Source organism: Teichococcus vastitatis (assembly GCF_003604215.1).
Classification (GTDB): domain Bacteria; phylum Pseudomonadota; class Alphaproteobacteria; order Acetobacterales; family Acetobacteraceae; genus Pseudoroseomonas; species Pseudoroseomonas vastitatis.
This window is the reverse complement of record NZ_QXGS01000003.1, coordinates 248,959-269,202: the sequence shown is the minus strand read 5'-3', so window position 1 is coordinate 269,202 and position 20,244 is coordinate 248,959. Positions and strand designations below refer to the sequence as shown.

Below are 20,244 nucleotides of genomic sequence, written 5' to 3'. Positions count from 1 at the left end.
TCAGGGCCGTGCCTCCGCGCCTGCCGGAGCGTCGCCGAAGACGCCGCGCAGAAAGCCCGGCGTCAGCGCCGCGAGCGGATTGATGGCGACGGATGGGTCCGCCAACGGTCCCTGCATGCGCCAGGTGGCGGCGAACAGCCCGCCACCCTGCTCCGGGCTGAACAGCCGGCCCAGCAGGGGGATGTAGCCCAGCAGGGAGTTCAGCGCGTAGGCCGGCACAATGGTTCCTTGCAGGTCCATGCTCCGTTGCCGGCGCTGGATCGCGCCCCTGGCCGTGACGCCGAGCGAGGACGAGAAGGCGCGCGCATTGTCGACGCTCAGCGACGTGGGCGTCAGCGTGAACGGCGCCACCATGCGCGAAAAGGCCAACCCCGGCCCGCGCACAGCATCGAACACGCCATAAACCGTCAGGGCCTGCAGCAACTTGCCCGCGGCCGCCGCATCCTGGAACCGAAAGTCGGACATGTCGGCCGTGCCGCTCAGCGGCGCGCCGGGCGCGTTGCTGGTCCAGCGGCCCTCGAGGCTGAGCCGGCCGCCCTCCACTTGGTGGGCCAGGTCAAAGGCCCGGAACAGGGCACCGGCATCCGCGGCGTTCAGCCGCAGGTCGCGCCCCGCGCCACGAGGCACGATGGCGAGGTCGAAGCCGCCCTGCCCGCCGGTCGAGCCTGAAAGCCGTGCTTCGCGGAATACGCCGCGGCGGTCGGTCGTGGCGCGCCCCTGCACCGCCGAAAGGCTTCGCCCATTCCCGAGCATCACGGTATCGAAATGCCCATCCAGGGTTAGCGGAGCCCCATCCGATGCATCATCGGCTCCGGCAGCGTCCTCCTCGGACGTCGCCAGCAGAGGCCCGAGGTCGAGCACCGGGCCCGAGGCGCGCAATCGCCAGGCACCCCGCGCGGCGGCGGGCGGCCACGCCTCGCCGCTGAAGCGGCTGCCGAAAACCCGGACATCCCGGAGGTCCACGCGGTCGAGCTTGTTGCCGGGAGCGAAGCTGACCTTGCCGCTGGCCGCGAGATCCGGCGCGCGGAGTTGAAAGAAGGGAACCGCCCGAAGCTGCTCGCCGGCAATGTCGAGCTGTCCCTGAGAACTGGCGGCGACGCCGGGCGGCTTCCGCCAGGCGAGCGCCGGAAGCTCCATCAGGCTGTCCCTGAGGTCGCCCGATAGTTCGACCTTCATCTGCCCGTCCCGCCGCTTTTCCATGGCGACCTGCACACCGATGGGGCCGCTCACGAAGCCCTTCAGGTCGAGCCCGAACTCGGCGACGCGGGAGGCATCCGGCCGCGCCGTGGCCTGAATCCGCTCCACCACCTGCCCGGCATGGCCCGGCCGGAAATCCATCTCCAGGGCCAGGGTCGTAGGAATCCCGGCCAGCTGGGCCCGGCCGGTCGCCTTCAGCCTGGTATTGTCTACCGACAGGTCGGCGGTGCCGCGGTCCAGGGTTTTGCCCATCACCACGTCGGCAAGCCTCAGCTGCGTCACGCGGGCCTGGAACTGCACCTTGAACACCTCGGCGGGAATATCCTCCTTCAGCGGAAAGGCGAGCTGCAACCGACCATCGAGCTGCCCGCCCGGCTCGCTCAGCTCCAGCGGCCGCTCGTCAAAGAGATGCAGGCGGGGGTGCCGGATCAGCGCCACCGCGTCGGGCACGGGCCCCTGCAGCCTGGCATCGATCTCGACCTGCTCCTGGTTGGTGTCCAGCTGCGAGAAACGGATGGTGGTGCCCGGGCTGACCATGGCGGTGCCGGACTGGCGGGCCGCCGTCACCTGCATCTGGATCTCTTTGAGGCCCAGCTTGGCCGATGCCGTCACGCCCTCCAGCGGGGCGATCGGCCGCAGCCAGTGCACCACGCCGTTGATGAGGCGAAGGTAGCCGTCCAGCTCCGTCAATCGCAAGCCCGACAGATCTTCCGCTGCTTCGGCCCGCAGGGTGAAGCGGCCATCGTCCAGCGACCCCGACGTCACGTTCTGCACCAGCCACCGACGGGCCCCGGGCGCGAGTTCGGCCGGCCAGATGTCGTTCAGTTGAACGGCCTCGACCTTGCTGAGCTGCAGGCCGAGCCGCATCCGCCATGCCCCTCCGGCCAGGGCGGCATCGCCTTCCGCCGACACCGTGGGACCCGCGACGGGGTTCCGGCCCGGGCGGGGCGCCGCTCCGCCCAGCACGAGGCGCAGCTGGGACAGGTGCAACGCACGCGGCGTTCCCGCAGCCTGCAGGTCGAGGCGTTCCAGCGCCACACGGCGGCCATTGGCGTTGAAGCTGCCGCGCCCGACATTCAGCATCAGGGCCAGCTCCGGCACCGCATCGGGGTGCCGCCCGTCGAACCGTGCCGCGAGGTTGAGGCCCACCGGCGCGTCCAGCAGCGCCACCGGCGCAAGGGCCGGCAGCAGGCCTGCGACGCGGCCCGGCTGCAGGGAGGGTATCGATAGCGATCCCTGCATCACGGCACCACCGGCGGAAAGTTGCCCGCTCAGGGACACCGGCAGGTCCGGGCCTGAGCCGGGCAGCCGCAGCCGGGCCTGACCCCGCCCGTCGATCGCCGCGCCATCCGGGGTTCGCTGCAGGGTGAGAAAGACCCGTTCCATGCGCCAGGTCATGCCGAGCTGGCGATCCAGGATGGACAGGGTGCCATCCTCCAGCGTCAGGTTGACCAGGGAAGCCAGCGGTCCGGCGGTGCGGCCCCGCCCGAACAATTCCCCCAGCAGCCCGTCATCGGATGGCTGAGGATCGACCGCCGGGCGATCGGGCGACAGGCGCCCCAGCGCCATCCCGATCTGTCCATCCTGCCCGCGTTCCAGCACCACGCTGGGACTCGCCAGGCGCACCGTCAGTGGCGCGAGCCGCCCGCGCAACAGCCAGCCGGAGGACAGGCTGACCGTCGCGTCCGGAAGTTCCTGCCGCACCGCCCCGGTGCCGTCCCGCAGTTGCAGGCCACCAACCTGCAACTCCAGCGGCGATGCATCAGCCTCACGGTAGCCGTTCCACGCCAGGGCAAGGCGCTGCACCTCCAGCCCCGGCGCCAACTGCTCGATGGTGCCGGTGCGCTGCAGCAGCTTCACCAGAAGCGGCAGTTCCAGCGGCCCATGGCTCAGGCGCCAGCACAGCGCCAGAAGCGCGAGGCCGACAATCAGGCCGAGCCCGAGCGCGGCCCCGCCAGCCAAACGGGCGAGATGGAGGGCTTGACCTCTCACCGTCGGCATGGGTTCGCTAACCCCCCATGAGCCTCCAGCGCCACGTCCCTCCGCTTCCCTTCGACTCTGCCGCGGCGGAAGCGCTGCTGGCCGGCTATCGCCAGCGTGGCGTCGCGGAACAGGCCTTCGCCAACACCACGGCCGGTCAGGAGCTGCTCGTGGCGCTGGGCGGCCACAGTCCGTACTTGACCCAGTTGGCGGAACAGGAAAGCCCGGCGCTGCTCCGCTTCGCCGAGCGCGGCCCGGCCGATGCCCTGGACCTTGCGATGGATCCACTGCGCCGCGCCGATACCGGGGCGGCGAGGCCAGCCGTCGCGCGGCTGTTGCGCCGGGCCAAGCGGCAGGCCGCGCTGATCATCGCCGCCGCAGACCTGACCGGGGCTTGGCCGCTGGATCGCGCCACGGCGGCGCTGTCCGGCTTCGCCGAGGCGGCGCTTGATTATGCCTGCGCCCATCTTCTGAGCGAGGCGGCACGACGCGGCGATCTGCGCCTGCCGCGCGGCAACGCGCGCGACCCGCGGACGGTGGCCCGGGGATCCGGCCTGACCATCCTCGGAATGGGCAAGCTGGGCGGCCAGGAGCTGAACTACTCGTCTGATATCGACCTCATGGTGCTCTACGATCCCTCGGCCGCAGCTTATCATGCGGAACAGGCCGGGTCGCTCTACGTCCGGCTGGCGCGCGATCTCGTGCGCCTGATGGAGGAACGCACCTCGGACGGCTACGTGTTCCGGACGGATCTGCGGCTACGGCCGGACCCGGCGGCAACGCCGCTCGCCGTCAGCATCCCCACCGCCATCTCCTATTACGAGTCGACCGGGCTCAACTGGGAACGCGCCGCCATGATCAAGGCGCGCGCCGTGGGCGGCGATCGCGCCCTGGGCGAGGCTTTCCTGAACGAAATCCGTCCCTTCACTTGGCGGCGGCATCTGGACTTCGCCACCATTGCCGACTTCCACGCCATCAAGGGCCAGATCCATGCGGCGCACGAGGCCAAGGGTGCGCACAAGACGGTGCAGGTGGCCGGACACAACATCAAGCTCGGCCGCGGTGGCATCCGCGAGATCGAGTTCATTGCCCAGGTCCTGCAATTGATCTGGGGAGGACGCGATCCGGGACTGCGCGATTCGACGACGCTGGGAGCCCTGGCCGCCCTGGCCGCGAGCGGGCGGCTGGAGCGGCGGGCGGCCGCAGACCTGGCCGACGCCTATGTGTTCCTCCGCGATGTCGAGCATCGTCTGCAGATGGTCGATGATCGCCAGACCCACCAGTTGCCGGAGGATGAGCAGGGCCTCGCGCGGATCGCCAGCTTCATGGGCTTTGCCGATCCGGCGGGCTTCACCGGCACCTTGATCGGGCATCTGTCGCGGGTGGAGGCACATTACGCCGGCTTGTTCGAACGGGCTCCGGCGGCACCGGCCGAGGAAGGCCAGGATGGGGCGGACAGCGACAGGCTGGCATTCCCGGCGGAGCAGGACGATCCTCGGACGCTGCGGCATCTCTCGGCCATGGGCTTCGCCGATGCCGGCCGCGTTTCCGCGATGATCAGGGGCTGGCAGGGTGGCCAGCTCCGCGCCATCCGCAGCGAACGCTCGCGCGAGTTGCTGCGGCTGATCCTGCCTTTCCTGTTGCGCGCCTTCGCGGCTCAGCGTGAACCTGACGCTGCCCTGGCGCGGTTCGATGGCGTGCTGTCGCGGCTGTCGGCCGGCGTGCAGGTGCTGTCGTTGTTTCACCGCAACCCGGCGCTGCTGCGACGCGTCGCCGGGATCCTCGGCGCCGCCCCCGCGCTGGCCGATCATCTCTCGCAGAGTCCCGCCTCGCTGGAGGGGTTGCTCACCGGGAGCGGCGCGGGCAGCGCTGCATCCGTGCTGCCGGCGCTTGTGAAGAGCGCGCGCCATTTCGAGGAAGCGCTGGAGAATGCGCGGCGGCTGGTCACCGAGGGGCGCTTCGAGATCGACGCGGCGGCGTTGGAAGGCATCACCGACGTGGATGTTGCCGGACTGGATCGCAGCGCCCTGGCGGATGCCGCCATCGGGGCCCTGCTGCCCCAGGTGATGCAGGAATTCGCCGCCCGGTTCGGCCGCATCAAGGGCGGCGGCATGGGCGTCATGGCGCTGGGGAAGCTGGGCGGGCAGGAGATGCTGCCAGCCTCGGACCTGGACCTAGTGCTGATCTATGACCATCCGGATGGCGCGGCGGACAGCACGGGCGGCCCGAGGTCCCTTCCACCCAGTGTCTACTTCAGCCGGCTGGCGCAGCAGATGGTGGCCGCGATCACCGCCCCCGGCGCGGAAGGCAAGCTGTACGAGGTCGACATGCGGCTTCGGCCGTCCGGCAACAAGGGCCCCGTGGCGACGTCCCTGTCGAGCTTCCGGCGTTACCACGAGGAAAGCGCCTGGACCTGGGAGCGCATGGCTTTGACCCGGTCACGCTGCGTGGCCGCGCCGCCCGCGCTTCGTCGTCGCATCCGGGCCGCGGTGCAGAGGGCCATCCTGGAGCATGCCGGGGAACAGGCACTTGCCGATGCCGTGGCGATGCGCCTTCGTATGCTGCGCGACCTTCCTCCTGACGGCCCGTGGGACCTGAAGGCCATCCCAGGCGGCCTGGTGGAGATCGAGTTCATCGCGCAGGCGCTGCAACTGGCGCATGCCGGGACGCATCCGCGCATCCTTTCGCCGACAACCCGCCTCGCGCTCACGGGCCTCGCCAAGACGCAATTTCTGCCGCGCGAGGAAGCGGGGCAGCTGGTCGCCGCCGACCGGCTCTACCGCACCGTGATCGGCCTGCTGCGTCTCACCGTTGGACGCTGGCGGGCCGACGATCTTCCGCCCGCCATCGGCGCCGTTCTGCTGCGAGGAACCGCCGGGCTGACGCAGCACAAGGTGGTTGACCTGGCCGACCTTCGGCAGGAGATCATGGCGTCCGCCGAGCGCGTGCGCCTGATCTTCGAGCGCCGTCTCGGCCCCCTTCGCGGAGATCATGGATGAATGTCGAGCAAGGGGCTCCTGCCCCGGATTTCCGGCTGCCGGCCACTGGCGGCCGCACCGTGTCGCCGGCCGAATTCCGTGGTCAGCCGCTGGTGCTTTACTTCTACCCAAAGGCCGACACCTCCGGCTGCACGCGGCAGGCCTGCGACTTTCAGGAAGCGTTGCCGGGCCTCGGACAGTTTGGGGTCACGGTGATCGGCGTCTCGCCCGATCCGGTTCCGGCGCTGGAGAAATTCGCTGCGAAGCATGGGCTGCTGTTTCCTCTCGCCTCGGATGCGGAGAAGCAGGCAGCGGAGCTTTACCGAACCTGGGTGCAGAAATCCATGTACGGCCGCACCTACATGGGAATGGAGCGCTCAACCTTCCTGGTCGACCGGACGGGGCACATCGCGCGGATCTGGCGCAAGGTGAAGGTTCCAGGTCATGTGAAGGCCGTGACCGACGCGCTTCAGGAACTCGGTTGAAGCCTTCACGGGCGGCACCGATGCCCGTGAGCCGGTTCAGATCAGCTTCAACACCACGAAGCCACAGAGGATCGCGGCGGCCATCACGCTGGTCAGCAGCGTCAACCGTCGTTCGACGAAGGCCCGCACGGGCGTTCCGAAGCGCCGCAGCAGCAATGCCAGCAGAAAGAAGCGCGCCGCGCGTGTCAGGGCGCTGGTGATCAGGAAGACCCATGGATCGAATGCCGCAGCGCCCGCCGCGATGGTGACGATCTTGTAGGGGATCGGCGTCAATCCCTTGATCAGGATCACCGCGGCGCCCCATCGGTCGAACCAAGCGCGAAAGCTCGCCAGGGCCTCCGCATGACCATAGGCTGCCAGGATCGGCTGCGCCACCGCCTCAAACAGGTAGAAGCCGATCAGATAGCCGACCATGCCGCCGAAGACGGACGCTACGGTGCAGATCGCGGCGTAGCGCCAAGCCCGCTCAGGCCGAGCCAGGCACATCGGCACCAGCATGGCATCGGGCGGCACCGGGAAGATGCTGCTTTCGAAGAACGACACCAGCGCCAGCCAGAGGCCGGCCCTTCGGTGTGCCGCCAGGATCAGGACACGGTCATACAGGGTGCGGAGCATGGCCGTGGCATGTCATGCTGCACCTGCGTGCCGCAAGCTACGTTGCCGAAGCTTCAGCTTGTTCCCGCCAATGTGGGACCGTGATGCCTACTGGGGATCGCCGGTATCGGCGGCCAGTCCGACCGCCTCGATCCCGGCGACGGCGCAGACCTCATCCTGGTCCGACGCATCGCCGGAGATGCCGACTGCGCCCAGTACCACACCCTGCTCATCGCGCACCAGCACCCCGCCGGGAACCGGAACGGCACGGCCCCCGCAAAGATCGGACAAGGCGTTCATGAAGCCCGGCATCTTGGCCGAACGGCGGGCCATCTCCCGGCCGCCGAAGCCCAATGCCATGCAGCCGAACGCCTTGCCCGTGGCGATCTCGACCCGCATCAGGCTGGCGCCGTCCTCCCGCAGAACAAGCTTGGGCTGGGCGGCCTGGTCCAGCACGACGACGGTGAGCGGTGCCAGGTTCAGGGCGCGGCCTTTGGCCAGCGCGGCATCGGCGATGACCCGCGCCGAGGCCAGTGAGAGCCCCGGAGCAAAGCCGGTGGGCGGATGGGGCATGTTGCGTCTTCCCGTGTTGTGATCACGCCGCCTGCGGATGCAGGGCGTGCCAGATCGCCTCCGGCGTGGCCGGCATGTCGATGTGGTGGATGCCGCGGGCCGAAAGCGCATCCACGACGGCGTTCATCACTGCCGGCAGGGATCCCGCGCAACCAGCCTCGCCGCAACCCTTGGCACCCAGCGGGTTGGTGCGGGCGGGAACGGCATGGCTCGCGAAGCCGATGCTGGGAACGTCGCTGGCGCGCGGGAGCGCGTAATCGCTGTAGGAGCCGGACAGCAGCTGGCCATCCTCGCTGTAGGACGTGCGCTCCATCAGCGCCTGGCCGATGCCCTGCACCACGCCGCCATGGGCCTGGCCCTGCACCAGCAGCGGGTTCACCAGCGTGCCGAAATCACTGACCGTGGTGTAGCGGTCGATGGACACCACGCCGGTTTCGGGATCGATCTCCAGCTCGACGATGTGGCAGCCATTCGGAAACGCCATCGGCGCTTCGTTGAAGATGTGCTGCACGTCGAGGCTTTCCGCCTCCCCCGGGGCGGCACCGTTTGCTGCCCGCAGCCGGGCCGCGAGTTCCAGCAGGCCAACGCCGCGATCCGTGCCCGCGATGCTCAGTCTGGGTCCGCCGGCGGCGTGCGGCTCGAACTCGATGTCCGTCTCCGAGGCTTCCAGAAGGTTCGCTGCGGCGTGGCGCGCCTTCTCCACCACGATGGCCGAGGCCTCGATGATGGCCGCGCCGGAGGCCATCAGGGATTTGGAGCCACCCGTACCGCCGCCGGCGATCAGCTGGTCCGAATCGCCCTGCAGCAGCCGGATCCGCTCGAACGGGATGCCGAGCTGCTGATGCAGCACCTGCGCGAAAGGCGTCCAGTGGCCCTGCCCGTAATCCAGCGTGCCGGTGATGATCGTGACGCCGCCATCCGCCTCGAAGCGGATGCCGCCCATCTCCTTGGAGGGCGGCGCGGTGCATTCCAGGAAATTGCCGACACCGCGTCCGCGCAGCATGCCTTTCGCCTCGCTCGCTGCCTTGCGTGCGGCGTAGCCGTCCCAGTCCGCCTCGGCCATGGCGCGCTCCAGCAGCGCGGTGAATTCGCCGCTGTCGTACTGGGTGCCGGCGGCGCCGGTGAACGGCATCTGATCGGGCCGGATGTGGTTGCGCCGACGCAGCTCGATGGCATCGATGCCGGTCTGCAATGCGGCGGCCTCGATCAGGCGCTCCATGAAGTAGTTGCCCTCGGGCCGCCCCGCCCCGCGATAGGCCGAGATCGGGGTGGTGTTGGTCATCAGGCAGCGCGTGGAGATCTCCACCAGCGGCGTGCTGTAGTTGCTTTGCACGTTGCGCAGGAATCCCATGGTGCCCATCAGCGGCCCAACATTGGCGAGATAGCCGCCCATATTGGCGAAGGAGGTCAGCCGCACCGCCAGGAAGTGTCCTTGGGCGTCGAGCGCGAGTTCTCCCACCACCTCATGGTCACGGCCATGCGCGTCGGATAAGAAGCTGCCACTGCGTTCATCGGTCCACTTCACGGGACGCCTCAGCAGCTTGGCTGCGTGCAACAGACAAAGGTATTCCGGATAGGCCGACGATTTCATGCCGAAGCTGCCGCCGACATGCCCGGTGAGGATGCGGACCTTCTCGACCGGGACCTTCAGCAAGTCCTTCGCGATCTGGTTGCGCAGGCCGAACACCCCCTGGCATCCGACATGAAGCGTGTAGCGGGACGACGCCGGATCATATTCCGCGATCGCGCTGCGGGGCTCCATGGCGCAAACCACGATGCGGTTGTTCCGCATCTCGAGCCGGACCGTCGTGGAGGCTCCGGCGAAGGCGACCTTGTCCCGGTCACCGAAATGGAAATCGAGAACCTGGTTCCCGGGAACATCGTCGTAGAGTTGCGGCGCGTCGGCCGCCGCCGCTGCGGAGGCCTCGGTCACGGCCGGCAATGGATCGATGTCGGGGATCACGGCTTCGGCGCCGTCCCGTGCTGCTTCCTTGGTGTCAGCGATCACGAAGGCGATCGGGTCGCCGACGAAGCGCACCTTGTCGATGGCCAGGGCCGGCCGCTCGACATTGTTCAGGCCCTCGAGCGGCAGGGCGCACCGGAAGCAGCCGTAATCCTCGGCCGCGAGGTTCTGTGCGGTGAAGACACCGATCACGCCCGGCACCTCGCGGGCAGCCGCCGTGTCGATGCCGCGCAGCACGCCATGCGCATAGGGGCTGCGCACCATCACGCACCAAACCTGACCGGGCAGCTGAAGATCATCGGTGTAGGAGCCACGCCCCTGCAGCAACAAATGGTCTTCGTTGCGAGGAAGAGCCTGGCCAATGCCGAATTTCAGTCGGGTCGGATCCGTGGGCATGATGTCGGGCATGGCGGCACTCCGCAGGGAAACGATGGGCGGAGAAGCCTAGAAGCATCTCAATAGAGAGGCGACCCCCTCAGCTTCTGATCCGAACGTCAGAATGAGAGCAGGAGGAGAGTGACCTGCTCGCACCACTCGCTAAGGTTGTATATTACATATCACGTAAATTTGACCGCCTAGCCGGCTTTGCGGGCGGCATTTTCTGAGTTGGCCGGCTCCGACGGCGCCAGCGTCCGGGTGGTCTTGTCCGCTTCCACCATCATCCCGCGAACCTCGCGAAGGAAGCCGTTGCCCTTGACGGTCCGCTGCACCAGCACGCTGCGGCGATCCTGCGGATCGGTCTTGCGCCGCGCCAGATCCAGCTCTCCCAACCGGTCCAGGGCGCGGGTGATCGCTGGTTTGGATACATTGAGGGCGGCCGCCAGTCCGCGCACGGTATGCGGGCCGTCACTCATGTAGACCGTGAGGAACACTCCCAATTGCCGGGCCGACAAGTCGTGACCATCGCGCCGCACCAGGGCAACGATGGTTTCACGCAGGATGCCGAGCAGTTGATCGGGAGCATTATGAACGGGCATAAACTTGGGTCCTCAAACAGAGCGTTTCGAACGGTGGCTCAATCGCCAGAAACGTTAAAATGGCTGCATGCCAATCGGCTAGCAGTTTGGTATTGTCTTAATTACAACGACGCTCCTCGGTTTCTATGTCAAAGCGTTATTTTTTCGGACGTGCATCAGATGTCATTGGCGCATCGGATTGGCAGCGCCGCTGGATCCCTTAGCTTGATCGAAAGCCTCAGGCCTTCAGCAGGTTGCACATCCATGCTGAAGTTCAAGGTCATTGACCCTGAATCACGTCAGGACATCGCGTTAGGTGCCGTTGTTAATGTGATCAAATAAGCTGTCGAGCCACGAATCGTAACTGACCAGCAAAGAAACGCGGCAGCAAGCTATCGGCTGCCTCAGTGATATCAGACAGAATGTGCAACATCGCGCCCGTGGTCGCTAGCCCCGGCCATCGCTTTTGCGATCGTTATCCGCCCCGGCTTGCAGCGGCCCCCCGCTGCGGCCTAAGCACGGGCTTCCCCTCCTTCCCCCACGCTCCAGGATTTCATGATCGATCTCGGCGAGCCTCTCGAGGTTCTGCACCGCGTCTTCGGCCATCCGGGCTTCCGGGGCCTGCAGGAAGACGTGGTCCGCCATCTCGTGGACGGCGGTTCGGGGCTGGTGCTGATGCCGACAGGCGGCGGCAAGAGCCTGTGCTTCCAGGTGCCGGCCCTGTGCCGCCCGGGTCTGGGCGTGGTGGTGTCGCCCCTGATCGCACTCATGGAAGATCAGGTCGCCGCGCTCCGGCAGCAGGACGTGCCGGCTGCGGCATTGCATTCGGAACTCGATCCGGACGAGGCACGCTCCATCTGGCGCAGCCTCGATGCCGGTCGGCTGAAGCTCCTCTATGTGTCGCCGGAGCGCCTGACCAGCGAAGCCACGCTGGCGCGGCTGGACGAGATGCGGATCGCGCTCTTCGCGATCGATGAGGCGCATTGCGTCAGCCAGTGGGGGCACCATTTCCGTCCCGAATATCGCGGCCTTCCGGTGCTGGCCGAACGCTTTCCCCGGGTGCCCCGGCTCGCGCTGACCGCCACCGCCGACCAGCGCACCGTGCTGGACATCCAGCGGCAATTGGGGCTCGAGGACAGCCCGCTATTCCGCGCCAGCTTCGACCGTCCCAACATCCACATCGCCGCCGCCCCGCGGGAGCAGGAGCGTTCGCAGCTTCGCCGCTTCATCAAGGATGCGTCTGACGGCACCGGTGCCGGGCTGATCTACTGCGGAACGCGCCGCAAGGCGGAGCAGACGGCGGATTGGCTGCGGCAGGACGGGCACGATTCCCTGGTGTTCCATGCCGGGCTGGACCCCAGGGACAAGCGCGAGGCGCATCGTCGCTTCGCCCGTGGCGACGCCGTGGTGATGGCGGCCACCATTGCCTTCGGCATGGGGATCGACCGCCCCGATGTCCGGTATGTGGCGCATACCGATCTGCCCCGCAGCCCGGAGAGCTGGTACCAGGAGATTGGCCGGGCCGGCCGCGACGGGCTGCCCGCCCAGGCGCTGCTGCTCTACGGCGCCGGCGACATCGCCCTGGCCCGCCACCGGATCGGCGAGAGCACCGCGCCCGACGAGCAGAAGCGGGTGGAGCGCCAGCGGCTCGAAGCCATGGTGGCGATCGCCGAGGCGGCGACCTGCCGGCGCCAGATCCTGCTGCACTGCTTCGGGGAGGCCGCTCCGGAGCCATGCGGCCGCTGCGACATCTGTCAGGCGCCGCCGCGGCTGTTCGACGGCACGGTGGCCGCTCAGAAGCTTCTGTCAGCCGTGTTGCGGACTGGACGCCGCTTCGGCCTTGGTCATGTTGTGGATGTGCTCCAGGGCAAGATGACGCAGAAGATCACCCAATTCGGCCATGACCAGTTGCCAACCTTCGGCGTGGGACGCGACCTGTCGGAACTCGCCTGGCGCGGCGTTGCCCGCCAGCTCGTGGCGCAGGGAGCGCTGGACGTGGCGATCGACAACCATGGGGAATTGCTGCCGACGGATGCGGCGCGTCCGATCTTGCGGGGCGAGCAGCAGGTGATGCTGCGCGAGGAACTGGTGCTGCCCCCCGCGCCCGGGCGTGGAGCGCTGCGCTCACGCCCGGCCGAGGAAGCCTCTGGAGACCCGTGCTTCACGGCCCTGCGCGATTGGCGCCGCCGTACCGCATTGGCGCAGGGCGTGCCGGCCTATGTGATCTTCCAGGACCGCACCCTGGCGGAGATTGCCGCGCTGCGACCGCAGGATCAGGCCGCCCTCAGCACGGTGCCCGGTGTAGGCAACACCAAGCTCGAGCGCTACGGGCAGGCGGTGCTGGAAATTACCCGAGGCTTCACCGACTAGGCACCGCGGTTCTCGCTGCCGATCCGGAACACCGGGGCCGCAGCGATCCGGTGTCAGTGCACGCGCGCGATGCAGAACTCGACGATGCCCTGCAAGGCGCGGCGATGGGCCGAATCAGGGAATTCGGCAAGGCTCTGCAGCGCCAGGTCGCCGTAATGGCGTGCCCGCGCCACGGTTTCCTCGATCACGCCGTGCTGGCGCATCAGGTGCAACGCGTGAGTGAGATCCGCGTCCGACTGCTCACGCTCCTCCAGAACGCGTCGCCAGAAGGATTTCTCCTCCTCGCCGCCACGGGCGAAGGCCAGCAGAACAGGAAGCGTGATCTTGCCCTCCCGGAAATCATCGCCGACGGTCTTGCCCAGCTGTTCCTGAACGGCGGAATAATCGAGGGCGTCGTCGATCAACTGGAAGGCAATACCGAGGTTCCGACCGTAGCTGTCCAGAGCCTCGGCCTGCTGTGTCGGCCGGTCGGCAACAACGGCCCCGACCCGTGTGGCCGCGGCGAACAGCGCGGCCGTCTTGCCTTCGATAACCTGCAGGTACTGAGCTTCGGTGGAGGCGGTGTCGTTCTGGATCACCAGTTGCAGGACCTCGCCTTCCACGATGGTGGCGGCGGCGCTGGACAAGATGCGCAGAACTTCCGGCGCACCATCCGCAACCATCAGCTGGAAGGCTCGCGCGAACAGAAAATCGCCGACCAGCACGCTGGCCTTGTTGCCGAAGATCGCGTTGGCACTGGCTTGGCCCCGCCGCAACTCGCTTTCATCCACCACGTCGTCATGCAGCAGCGTCGCGGTGTGGATGAACTCGACGCAGGCGGCCAATCCAATATGCCGTTCGCCCTGGTAGCCGCACAGCCGTGCCGCCGACAACGTCAGCATCGGCCGCAACCGCTTGCCGCCGGCTGCGATCAGATGGGCCGCCAGCTGCGGGATCAGCTGAACCGGGCTCTGCATCCGGTCGATGATCAGCTGGTTGCAGGCGGACATGTCATCCTGGACGAGCCGGACCAGTGTGGTCAGGGCATCCTCGGCATCCGGAAGCGCGTCGGATGGGCCACCTGGCTCCAGATGCCCCTGCGCGGCAGAAGAAATCACGCGTCCATCAACCTCGTAGCTGCGGGCCTCACCATACTGGCCCAAGGGTACGCCAGCAAGGCAGCGCGCCGGAGCCCTCCGTCGCGCTCATCTCCGAGGTTGAGAGTGGCCCCGGGACACGGCACATCAAGGCGGATATGCGATACCCTTTCACCACCGCATCCCTTCTGCAGGCATCATGGTGACCGAAGCCTCCGCTCCGCTCCTGACTCATGACCATCTGCTGAAGGGCCGCGTGCAGCTTCGGCAGATGCGCCACGGCCTGCGCGCGGGGCTCGACGCCGTGTTGCTGGCGGCGGCCATTCCGGCGCAGCCGGGGGAGCTTGTTCTGGAAGCAGGATGCGGCAGCGGCGCCGTCTTTCTGTGTCTGCTGGCCAGGGTGCCGGACCTCCGGATCATTGCCATCGAACAGGATCCGGCACTGGCGGATTTGGCGCGGCAGAACGCCGCCCTCAATGGCTGGGCCGACCGGGTGACGGTGCTGCAAGGCGATGTGGCCGATCCGGCGGTGCTGGCGGCGAATGGAAGCATCGACCACGCCTGTGCCAATCCACCCTTCTGGCCGGACGGCACGCCACCGCCGGCGGGACTGCGGGCGGCGGCGACCCACCATCTCCAGGGACCCGGGCTGGATGTCTGGGCCGGCGCGCTGTCGCGCCCGCTGCGCCGGCGCGGAACGGTGACCTTGGTGCTTCCGGCCGGACGCCATTCGGAAGGCAGCGCGGCGCTGCGCCAGGCACGCTGCGGCGCCGTGTCGCTGCTGCCGCTCTGGCCCCGGGCCGGCATGCCCGCCAAGCGCGTAATCCTTCAGGGCCGGCGGGAGGCCCGTTCGCCTGACACGCTCGCGCCGGGCCTCGTGCTGCACGACCTGGCCGGGTGGACCGAGCCGGTCCGGCAGGTGTTGGAAGAGGGTGCCCCCCTGTCCTGGCCGTGAAACCTTTAAGCAATTGCTCTGGCAGTCTGGCTCCATTACCAATTGCGCATCATGAGCCAAGACGCCGCCGCCGACTTCCACAGCCAGGATCATGCGGAGGATGCCGAAGCCCTGCTTCGCGACGCCGACGCGCGGCGCGGCGAAGGCCGCTGGACCGAGGCGGCCGAACTTTACGCGAAGATCATCAGCCTGTGGCCCGAATCCTGGGCCCTGATGGTTCAGGAAGGCCACTGCCTCAAGGAATCCGGCAGGGTGGCGGAAGCCCTGGCGCGGTATCGGGCGGCCGAGAACTTCGCGCCGGATGACTCCGACCTCCAGGTGCAGATCGGCCACGCCCATAAGCTGCTAGGCGACCGGCAGAAGGCGGCCCTGGCCTATGCGAGGGCGTTCTCGCTCGGCCCCGAGAACGGCGATGCGCAACGGGAAGCCTCGGCCACCTCGGAATGGCTCGTGCGGGCGTCTCCCGCGCCTGACACAAGGGAGGACATCCCGGCAGAGGCACCTGCCGCGCGGCCCGAGAGTCAGCTTCCCGTGCTGTCGCCGGCGTTCGCTGGCGGGCCGGAGCGGGCGGGCCCATCATCGACGGCCCTGCAGATGGTGCTCGATGTCACCGACCTGCTGGACTACTTCAACGGCGCGCGGACACCGACCGGCATTCAACGGGTGCAGATGGGGATCGTCAGCCGTGCGATGGCTGAGCCCGCCCTGGCCGAGCTGGATCTGTGCTTCGCGGCCTATGATGCGTCGGACCTCGCCTGGCACGAGGTGGACAGCGCCGGCTTCACCTATCTGACGCAGTTGGCCGCCACCGGCTCCGATACGGAGGAGCCGGCCTGGGTCCTGACGCGCGACAGCCTGCGGCAACGCGTGGCGGCGGCACCGGGCTTCGCGTTCCGCCAGGATGCCGTGTTGGTGAACCTCGGCAATTCCTGGGGCTTCCCCGATTACTTCCGCGCGCTGCGGGCAGTGCAGCGGAGCCACAACGTCCGCTACATTCCGTTTGTCCACGACTGCGTCCCGCTGGTGGTGCCCGAGCATTGCCTGCTGACCATGGTGCAGGATTACGCCCGCTGGTTCGCGGCGCTGGGTCTGCACGCGCACGGCATCCTGTGCAATTCCGAGAACACGATGCGCGACGTGCGGCAGCAGCTGAACGTTCTGCTGCCGGAAGTCGAACTGCCGGGTCATGTGATCCGGCTCGACGCCGATCCGCGCAGCGTGGCCGTTCCGTCCGGGGACGCTACCCTCGACGCGCTGAAGACGTTGCGGAGCGGCGAGCCCTTCGCCCTGTTCGTGGCGACGATCGAGAGCCGCAAGGACCACCTGCTGGTCTTCCAGGCCTGGCTGCAATTGCTGCGCCGACATGGCGCGCAGCGCATCCCGCGCCTGGTCTGCGTTGGCAAGGCGGGCTGGCACTCCGAGGCGGCGCTGAGCCTGCTGCAGCACGCGCCGGAACTGCAGCGCCATGTGGTGCTGTTGTCGCGCATCTCGGATCAGGAGCTGGATGCGCTGTACGACCGCTGCCAATTCACCGTGTACAACAGCCATTACGAAGGCTGGGGATTGCCGATCACCGAAGCCCTGGCGCATGGCAAGATCGTGCTGACCGCGCGCCATTCCGCACTGGTCGAGGCGGGCGGCGAGGCGGCCCTCTACTTCACCCCGCAAAGCCAGCCGGACCTCCAGCAGAAGCTGGAGCAGCTGATCTTCGACGCCGATGCCCGCCGGCAGCAGGAAGCCGTGGTGCGCGAAAAAGGACGCCCGCGCAGCTGGAGCGCCGTCAAGGACCAGACCCTCGGCGCGGTGCTGGAACTGGCCAGGCTTCCCGCCCGCGGTCTGGCCGAGCGCAAGGCGATCCGCTTCGGCAAGCATTATCAGACGCGCCGCTTTCTGCGCACCAAGCCCGACATGGCGGTGGCGCTGGCTGAGGCGGTGCGGGATGGCCTGAGCTGGCACCCCGCGGAGGATTGGGGCGTCTGGTGCCGCAGCGGCACGGCGATCCTGCGCATTCCGCTGCCATTGTCCTCCGACGGCAACGGCCTGCGCCTTTACCTGCAGCTCCGCTCACCGCCCGTCGCGACCACCTTGCCGGTCCGCTGCGGCACGCAGGGCGGGCGGGGCGCGCATTACGAATTGCCGATGGACGCCACCACCGACCGCACCTTCATGCTCGACCTGCCGCCGCTGGGCGATGCCACTGTTCTGGAAGTGGAGCTGGAGAACGGCAATGGTGTCGATCTCGGCGTGCTGGGGCTTCCCGATCCACGCCGGATCGGCGTCGGCGTGCGCGGCTTCATGATCTGTCGGCTGGACGATCACGCCGCGCGCCTGGACTTCCTGGAACAGCAGGGATTCTACCAAGGACCTGCCGTCTAGGCCGGAACACCGGCCTGGCGGATCCCGTTATCCGGGATCCGCCGCGCCTCATCCGGCCAGCGCGGATCGAATGGCGGCCAGGGCCTCGGCAGCCCTGTCAGCCTCGGGACCGCCAGCCTGCGCCATGTCGGGGCGGCCGCCGCCGCCCTTGCCGCCGACCGCCGCGCTGCCGGAGCGGACCAGCGCCACGGCATCGGCCCGGCCCTTCGCCGCTTCGGCGACGCCGACCACGATGCTGGCCTTGCCTTCCGCCGTGGAAAGCAGCGCCACGACATCGGCGCCGCCGCCCTTCAGGATGGCATCGGCGATGCCCTTCAGGTCGCGCGGCGGCACATCCCCCAGGTTGCGTCCCGAGAAGCGCAGCCCGCCCACCTCCTCGATCGCCGAATCGCCGCCACCGGTGGCGAGCTGCTTGCGCAGGTCCGCCAGATCGCGCTCCAGCTTGCGGCGTTCCTCCAGCAGGGAGGCGACCCGTGCCGGCAGTTCGGAGGGGGTCACCTTCAGCGCCGCGGCACTGTCGCGCAGCAGGCGCTGCTCCCCGTCCAGCAGCGCCAGGGCCGCGGCGCCGGTGACCGCCTCCACGCGCCGCACGCCAGCCGAGACGGCGCTTTCGGACACGATCTTGAACAGGCCGATATCTCCGGTGCGCCGCACATGCGTGCCGCCGCACAGCTCCAGCGAATACACGCCGTGCTTCTCGTTGGCCGCCGGGTCGTGCCCCATTCCGACCACGCGCACCTCGTCGCCATACTTCTCGCCGAACAGCGCCATGGCGCCCGCCTCGACGGCGGCTTCCGGCGTCATCAGCCGCGTCACCACCTCGGCGTTCTCGCGGATGCGGGCATTCACCTCGGCCTCGACCCAGGCGAGGTCGGCAGGGCCCATCGGCGTCGGCTGGCTCACATCGAAGCGCAGCCGGTCCGGCGCGTTGAGCGAGCCCTTCTGCGCCACGTGGGTGCCGAGCCGGCGGCGCAGCGCCTCGTGCAGCAGGTGGGTGGCGGAATGGTGGGCGCGGATGGCGCCGCGGCGGGTGTGGTCGAGCTCCGCCAGCACCGCCTTGCCCGGTGCCGCCTCCCCCGCCTCCACCGTGCCGAGATGCACGAACAGCCCGAGCTTCTTCTGCGTGTCGCGCACGACGATCCGCAGGCCATCCCCCGCCGTGATGCTGCCGGTGTCGCCCACCTGGCCGCCGCTCTCCGCGTAGAAAGGGGTCTGGTTCAGCACCACGGCCACTTCCGTGCCGGGGCCGGCCTTCTCCACCTCCGCGCCGCCGGCGATGACGGCCAGGATCTCGCCTTCCGCGCTTTCGGTCGAATAGCCGAGGAACTCGGTGGCGCCGAGGCGGTCCTTGAGGTCGAACCACAGCGTCTCGGTGGCGGCTTCTCCGGTTCCGGCCCAGGCGGCGCGGGCGCGCTTCTTCTGCTCCGCCATGGCGGCCTCGAAACCCGCCAGATCCACCGCCTTGCCTTCGCCGCGCAGGGCATCCTGCGTCAGGTCCACCGGAAATCCGTAGGTGTCGTAAAGGCGGAAGGCAACGTCACCGGGCAGCGTGCCCTTGTCTCCCAGCTTCGCGCTTTCCTCCGCCAGCAGGCCGAGGCCGCGCTCGAGCAGCGAGCGGAAGCGGGTTTCCTCCAGTTTCAGCGTTTCCGAGATCAGCCCCTCGGCGCGCACCAGTTCGGGGTAGGCGGCTCCCATCTGCCGGATCAGGGCCGGCAACAGGCGGTACAGCAGCGGCTCCCGCGCGCCCATCATGTGGGCGTGGCGCATGGCCCGCCGCAGGATCCGGCGCAGCACGTAGCCGCGGCCCTCGTTGGAGGGCATGACGCCGTCGGCGATCAGGAAGGCGCCCGAGCGCAGGTGGTCGGCGACGACACGGTGGCTCACCTTGAACGGCCCGTCCGGCGCCTGCCCCGTTGCCTCGGCCGAGGCCAGGATCAATGCGCGGAAGGTGTCGATGTCGTAGTTGTCGTGCTTGCCTTGCAGAATGGCGGCGAAGCGCTCCAGCCCCATGCCGGTGTCGATCGATGGGCGCGGCAGCGGATTGCGGTTGCCGGCCGGCTCCTCGAGATACTGCATGAACACGAGGTTCCAGATCTCGATGAAGCGGTCGCCATCCTCGTCTGGGGAACCCGGGGGGCCGCCCGGGATCGACGCGCCATGGTCGTAGAAGATCTCGGAACACGGGCCGCAGGGGCCGGTGTCGCCCATCCGCCAGAAATTGTCGCTGGTGGCGATGCGGATGATCCGCTCATCCGGCAGTCCGGCGATCTTCCGCCACAGGGTGGCGGCGTCCTCATCCTCGGAGAACACGGTGACCAGCAGCTTCTCCTTGGGCAGGGAGAAATCCTTGGTCAGAAGCGTCCAGGCGTGCTCGATCGCCTGTTCCTTGAAGTAGTCTCCGAAGGAGAAATTCCCCAGCATCTCGAAGAAGGTATGGTGCCGGGCGGTGTAGCCGACATTGTCCAGGTCATTGTGCTTGCCGCCGGCACGCACCGATTTCTGGGCGGTGGTGGCGCGGGAATAGGGACGCCTCTCCTGCCCGGTGAAGACGTTCTTGAACTGCACCATGCCGCTGTTGGTGAACATCAGCGTGGGATCGTTGCGCGGCACCAGGGGCGAGGATTCCACCACCGTATGGCCATTGCGGGCGAAGTAATCGAGGAAGGTGGCCCGGATGTCGTTGCTGCTGGTCATCGTCCGCTGTTCTGCCCTGGAGCCGGCGAAAAAGGTTGGCCGATGAC

12 protein-coding genes are annotated in these 20,244 nt (G+C 68.1%); 5 read left to right on the top strand and 7 right to left on the bottom strand.

The window, feature by feature from the left end:
* Entirely contained in the window at positions 1–3,198 is a 3,198-nt protein-coding gene (locus D2K64_RS07300) for a YhdP family protein (RefSeq protein ID WP_120007558.1), read from the bottom strand.
* Positions 3,199–3,215: 17 nt separating this feature from the next.
* Between D2K64_RS07300 and D2K64_RS07295 the strand changes: the two genes are divergently transcribed.
* A complete protein-coding gene (locus D2K64_RS07295; RefSeq protein WP_120007557.1) occupies positions 3,216–6,176 on the top strand; it encodes a bifunctional [glutamine synthetase] adenylyltransferase/[glutamine synthetase]-adenylyl-L-tyrosine phosphorylase in 2,961 nt (986 codons plus the stop codon).
* Entirely contained in the window at positions 6,173–6,640 is a 468-nt protein-coding gene (locus D2K64_RS07290; RefSeq protein WP_120007556.1) for a peroxiredoxin, read from the top strand. Before D2K64_RS07295 ends, D2K64_RS07290 begins: the two co-directional genes overlap by 4 nt.
* A 36-nt stretch (positions 6,641–6,676) precedes the next feature.
* On the opposite strand, the gene D2K64_RS07285 is transcribed toward D2K64_RS07290, so the two are convergent.
* The 4 genes from D2K64_RS07285 to D2K64_RS07270 form a co-directional block, all read right to left on the bottom strand.
* A complete protein-coding gene (locus tag D2K64_RS07285; protein WP_120007555.1) occupies positions 6,677–7,255 on the bottom strand; it encodes a YqaA family protein in 579 nt (192 codons plus the stop codon).
* 87 nt (positions 7,256–7,342) lie between these two features.
* On the bottom strand, positions 7,343–7,807 hold the full coding sequence (locus D2K64_RS07280; protein ID WP_120007554.1) for a GlcG/HbpS family heme-binding protein: 465 nt from the start codon (positions 7,805–7,807) through the stop codon (positions 7,343–7,345).
* Positions 7,808–7,829: 22 nt separating this feature from the next.
* Positions 7,830–10,178 (bottom strand): xanthine dehydrogenase family protein molybdopterin-binding subunit, encoded by a 2,349-nt coding sequence (locus tag D2K64_RS07275; protein WP_120007553.1) that lies wholly within the window; start codon positions 10,176–10,178, stop codon positions 7,830–7,832.
* Positions 10,179–10,345: 167 nt separating this feature from the next.
* Positions 10,346–10,747 carry a MarR family transcriptional regulator gene (locus D2K64_RS07270; protein WP_120007552.1) on the bottom strand — a complete coding sequence of 134 codons (402 nt, stop codon included), beginning with the start codon at positions 10,745–10,747 and terminating at the stop codon, positions 10,346–10,348.
* A 534-nt stretch (positions 10,748–11,281) separates the two neighbouring features.
* On the opposite strand from D2K64_RS07270, the gene recQ reads away from it, so the two are divergent.
* On the top strand, positions 11,282–13,096 hold the full coding sequence (gene recQ / locus D2K64_RS07265) for a DNA helicase RecQ (RefSeq protein ID WP_120007551.1): 1,815 nt from the start codon (positions 11,282–11,284) through the stop codon (positions 13,094–13,096).
* Positions 13,097–13,149: 53 nt separating this feature from the next.
* Here the strand turns inward: recQ and D2K64_RS07260 are convergent, their stop codons facing one another.
* Positions 13,150–14,085: a polyprenyl synthetase family protein gene (locus D2K64_RS07260; protein ID WP_120007668.1), complete on the bottom strand. Its 936-nt coding sequence runs from the start codon at positions 14,083–14,085 to the stop codon at positions 13,150–13,152.
* Between the two features lie 286 nt (positions 14,086–14,371).
* Here D2K64_RS07260 and D2K64_RS07255 point away from each other — a divergent pair, with 286 nt between their 5' ends.
* Together D2K64_RS07255 and D2K64_RS07250 are read left to right on the top strand one after the other, a co-directional pair.
* On the top strand, positions 14,372–15,127 hold the full coding sequence (locus D2K64_RS07255) for a tRNA1(Val) (adenine(37)-N6)-methyltransferase (RefSeq protein WP_120007550.1): 756 nt from the start codon (positions 14,372–14,374) through the stop codon (positions 15,125–15,127).
* Between the two features lie 51 nt (positions 15,128–15,178).
* Entirely contained in the window at positions 15,179–17,503 is a 2,325-nt protein-coding gene (locus D2K64_RS07250) for a glycosyltransferase family 4 protein (protein WP_157985754.1), read from the top strand.
* 48 nt (positions 17,504–17,551) lie between these two features.
* Here the strand turns inward: D2K64_RS07250 and alaS are convergent, their stop codons facing one another.
* Entirely contained in the window at positions 17,552–20,197 is a 2,646-nt protein-coding gene (gene alaS / locus D2K64_RS07245) for an alanine--tRNA ligase (protein ID WP_120007548.1), read from the bottom strand.
* Positions 20,198–20,244 lie beyond the last annotated feature (47 nt).

Bases quoted from the DNA above. Each gene is read 5' to 3' on its own strand.
- D2K64_RS07300 (WP_120007558.1), bottom strand. From the start codon at position 3,198: ATGCCGACGGTGAGAGGTCAAGCCCTCCATCTCGCCCGTTTGGCTGGC.
- D2K64_RS07295 (WP_120007557.1), top strand. From the start codon at position 3,216: ATGAGCCTCCAGCGCCACGTCCCTCCGCTTCCCTTCGACTCTGCCGCG.
- D2K64_RS07290 (WP_120007556.1), top strand. From the start codon at position 6,173: ATGAATGTCGAGCAAGGGGCTCCTGCCCCGGATTTCCGGCTGCCGGCC.
- D2K64_RS07285 (WP_120007555.1), bottom strand. From the start codon at position 7,255: ATGCTCCGCACCCTGTATGACCGTGTCCTGATCCTGGCGGCACACCGA.
- D2K64_RS07280 (WP_120007554.1), bottom strand. From the start codon at position 7,807: ATGCCCCATCCGCCCACCGGCTTTGCTCCGGGGCTCTCACTGGCCTCG.
- D2K64_RS07275 (WP_120007553.1), bottom strand. From the start codon at position 10,178: ATGCCCGACATCATGCCCACGGATCCGACCCGACTGAAATTCGGCATT.
- D2K64_RS07270 (WP_120007552.1), bottom strand. From the start codon at position 10,747: ATGCCCGTTCATAATGCTCCCGATCAACTGCTCGGCATCCTGCGTGAA.
- recQ (WP_120007551.1), top strand. From the start codon at position 11,282: ATGATCGATCTCGGCGAGCCTCTCGAGGTTCTGCACCGCGTCTTCGGC.
- D2K64_RS07260 (WP_120007668.1), bottom strand. From the start codon at position 14,085: ATGTCCGCCTGCAACCAGCTGATCATCGACCGGATGCAGAGCCCGGTT.
- D2K64_RS07255 (WP_120007550.1), top strand. From the start codon at position 14,372: ATGGTGACCGAAGCCTCCGCTCCGCTCCTGACTCATGACCATCTGCTG.
- D2K64_RS07250 (WP_157985754.1), top strand. From the start codon at position 15,179: ATGAGCCAAGACGCCGCCGCCGACTTCCACAGCCAGGATCATGCGGAG.
- alaS (WP_120007548.1), bottom strand. From the start codon at position 20,197: ATGACCAGCAGCAACGACATCCGGGCCACCTTCCTCGATTACTTCGCC.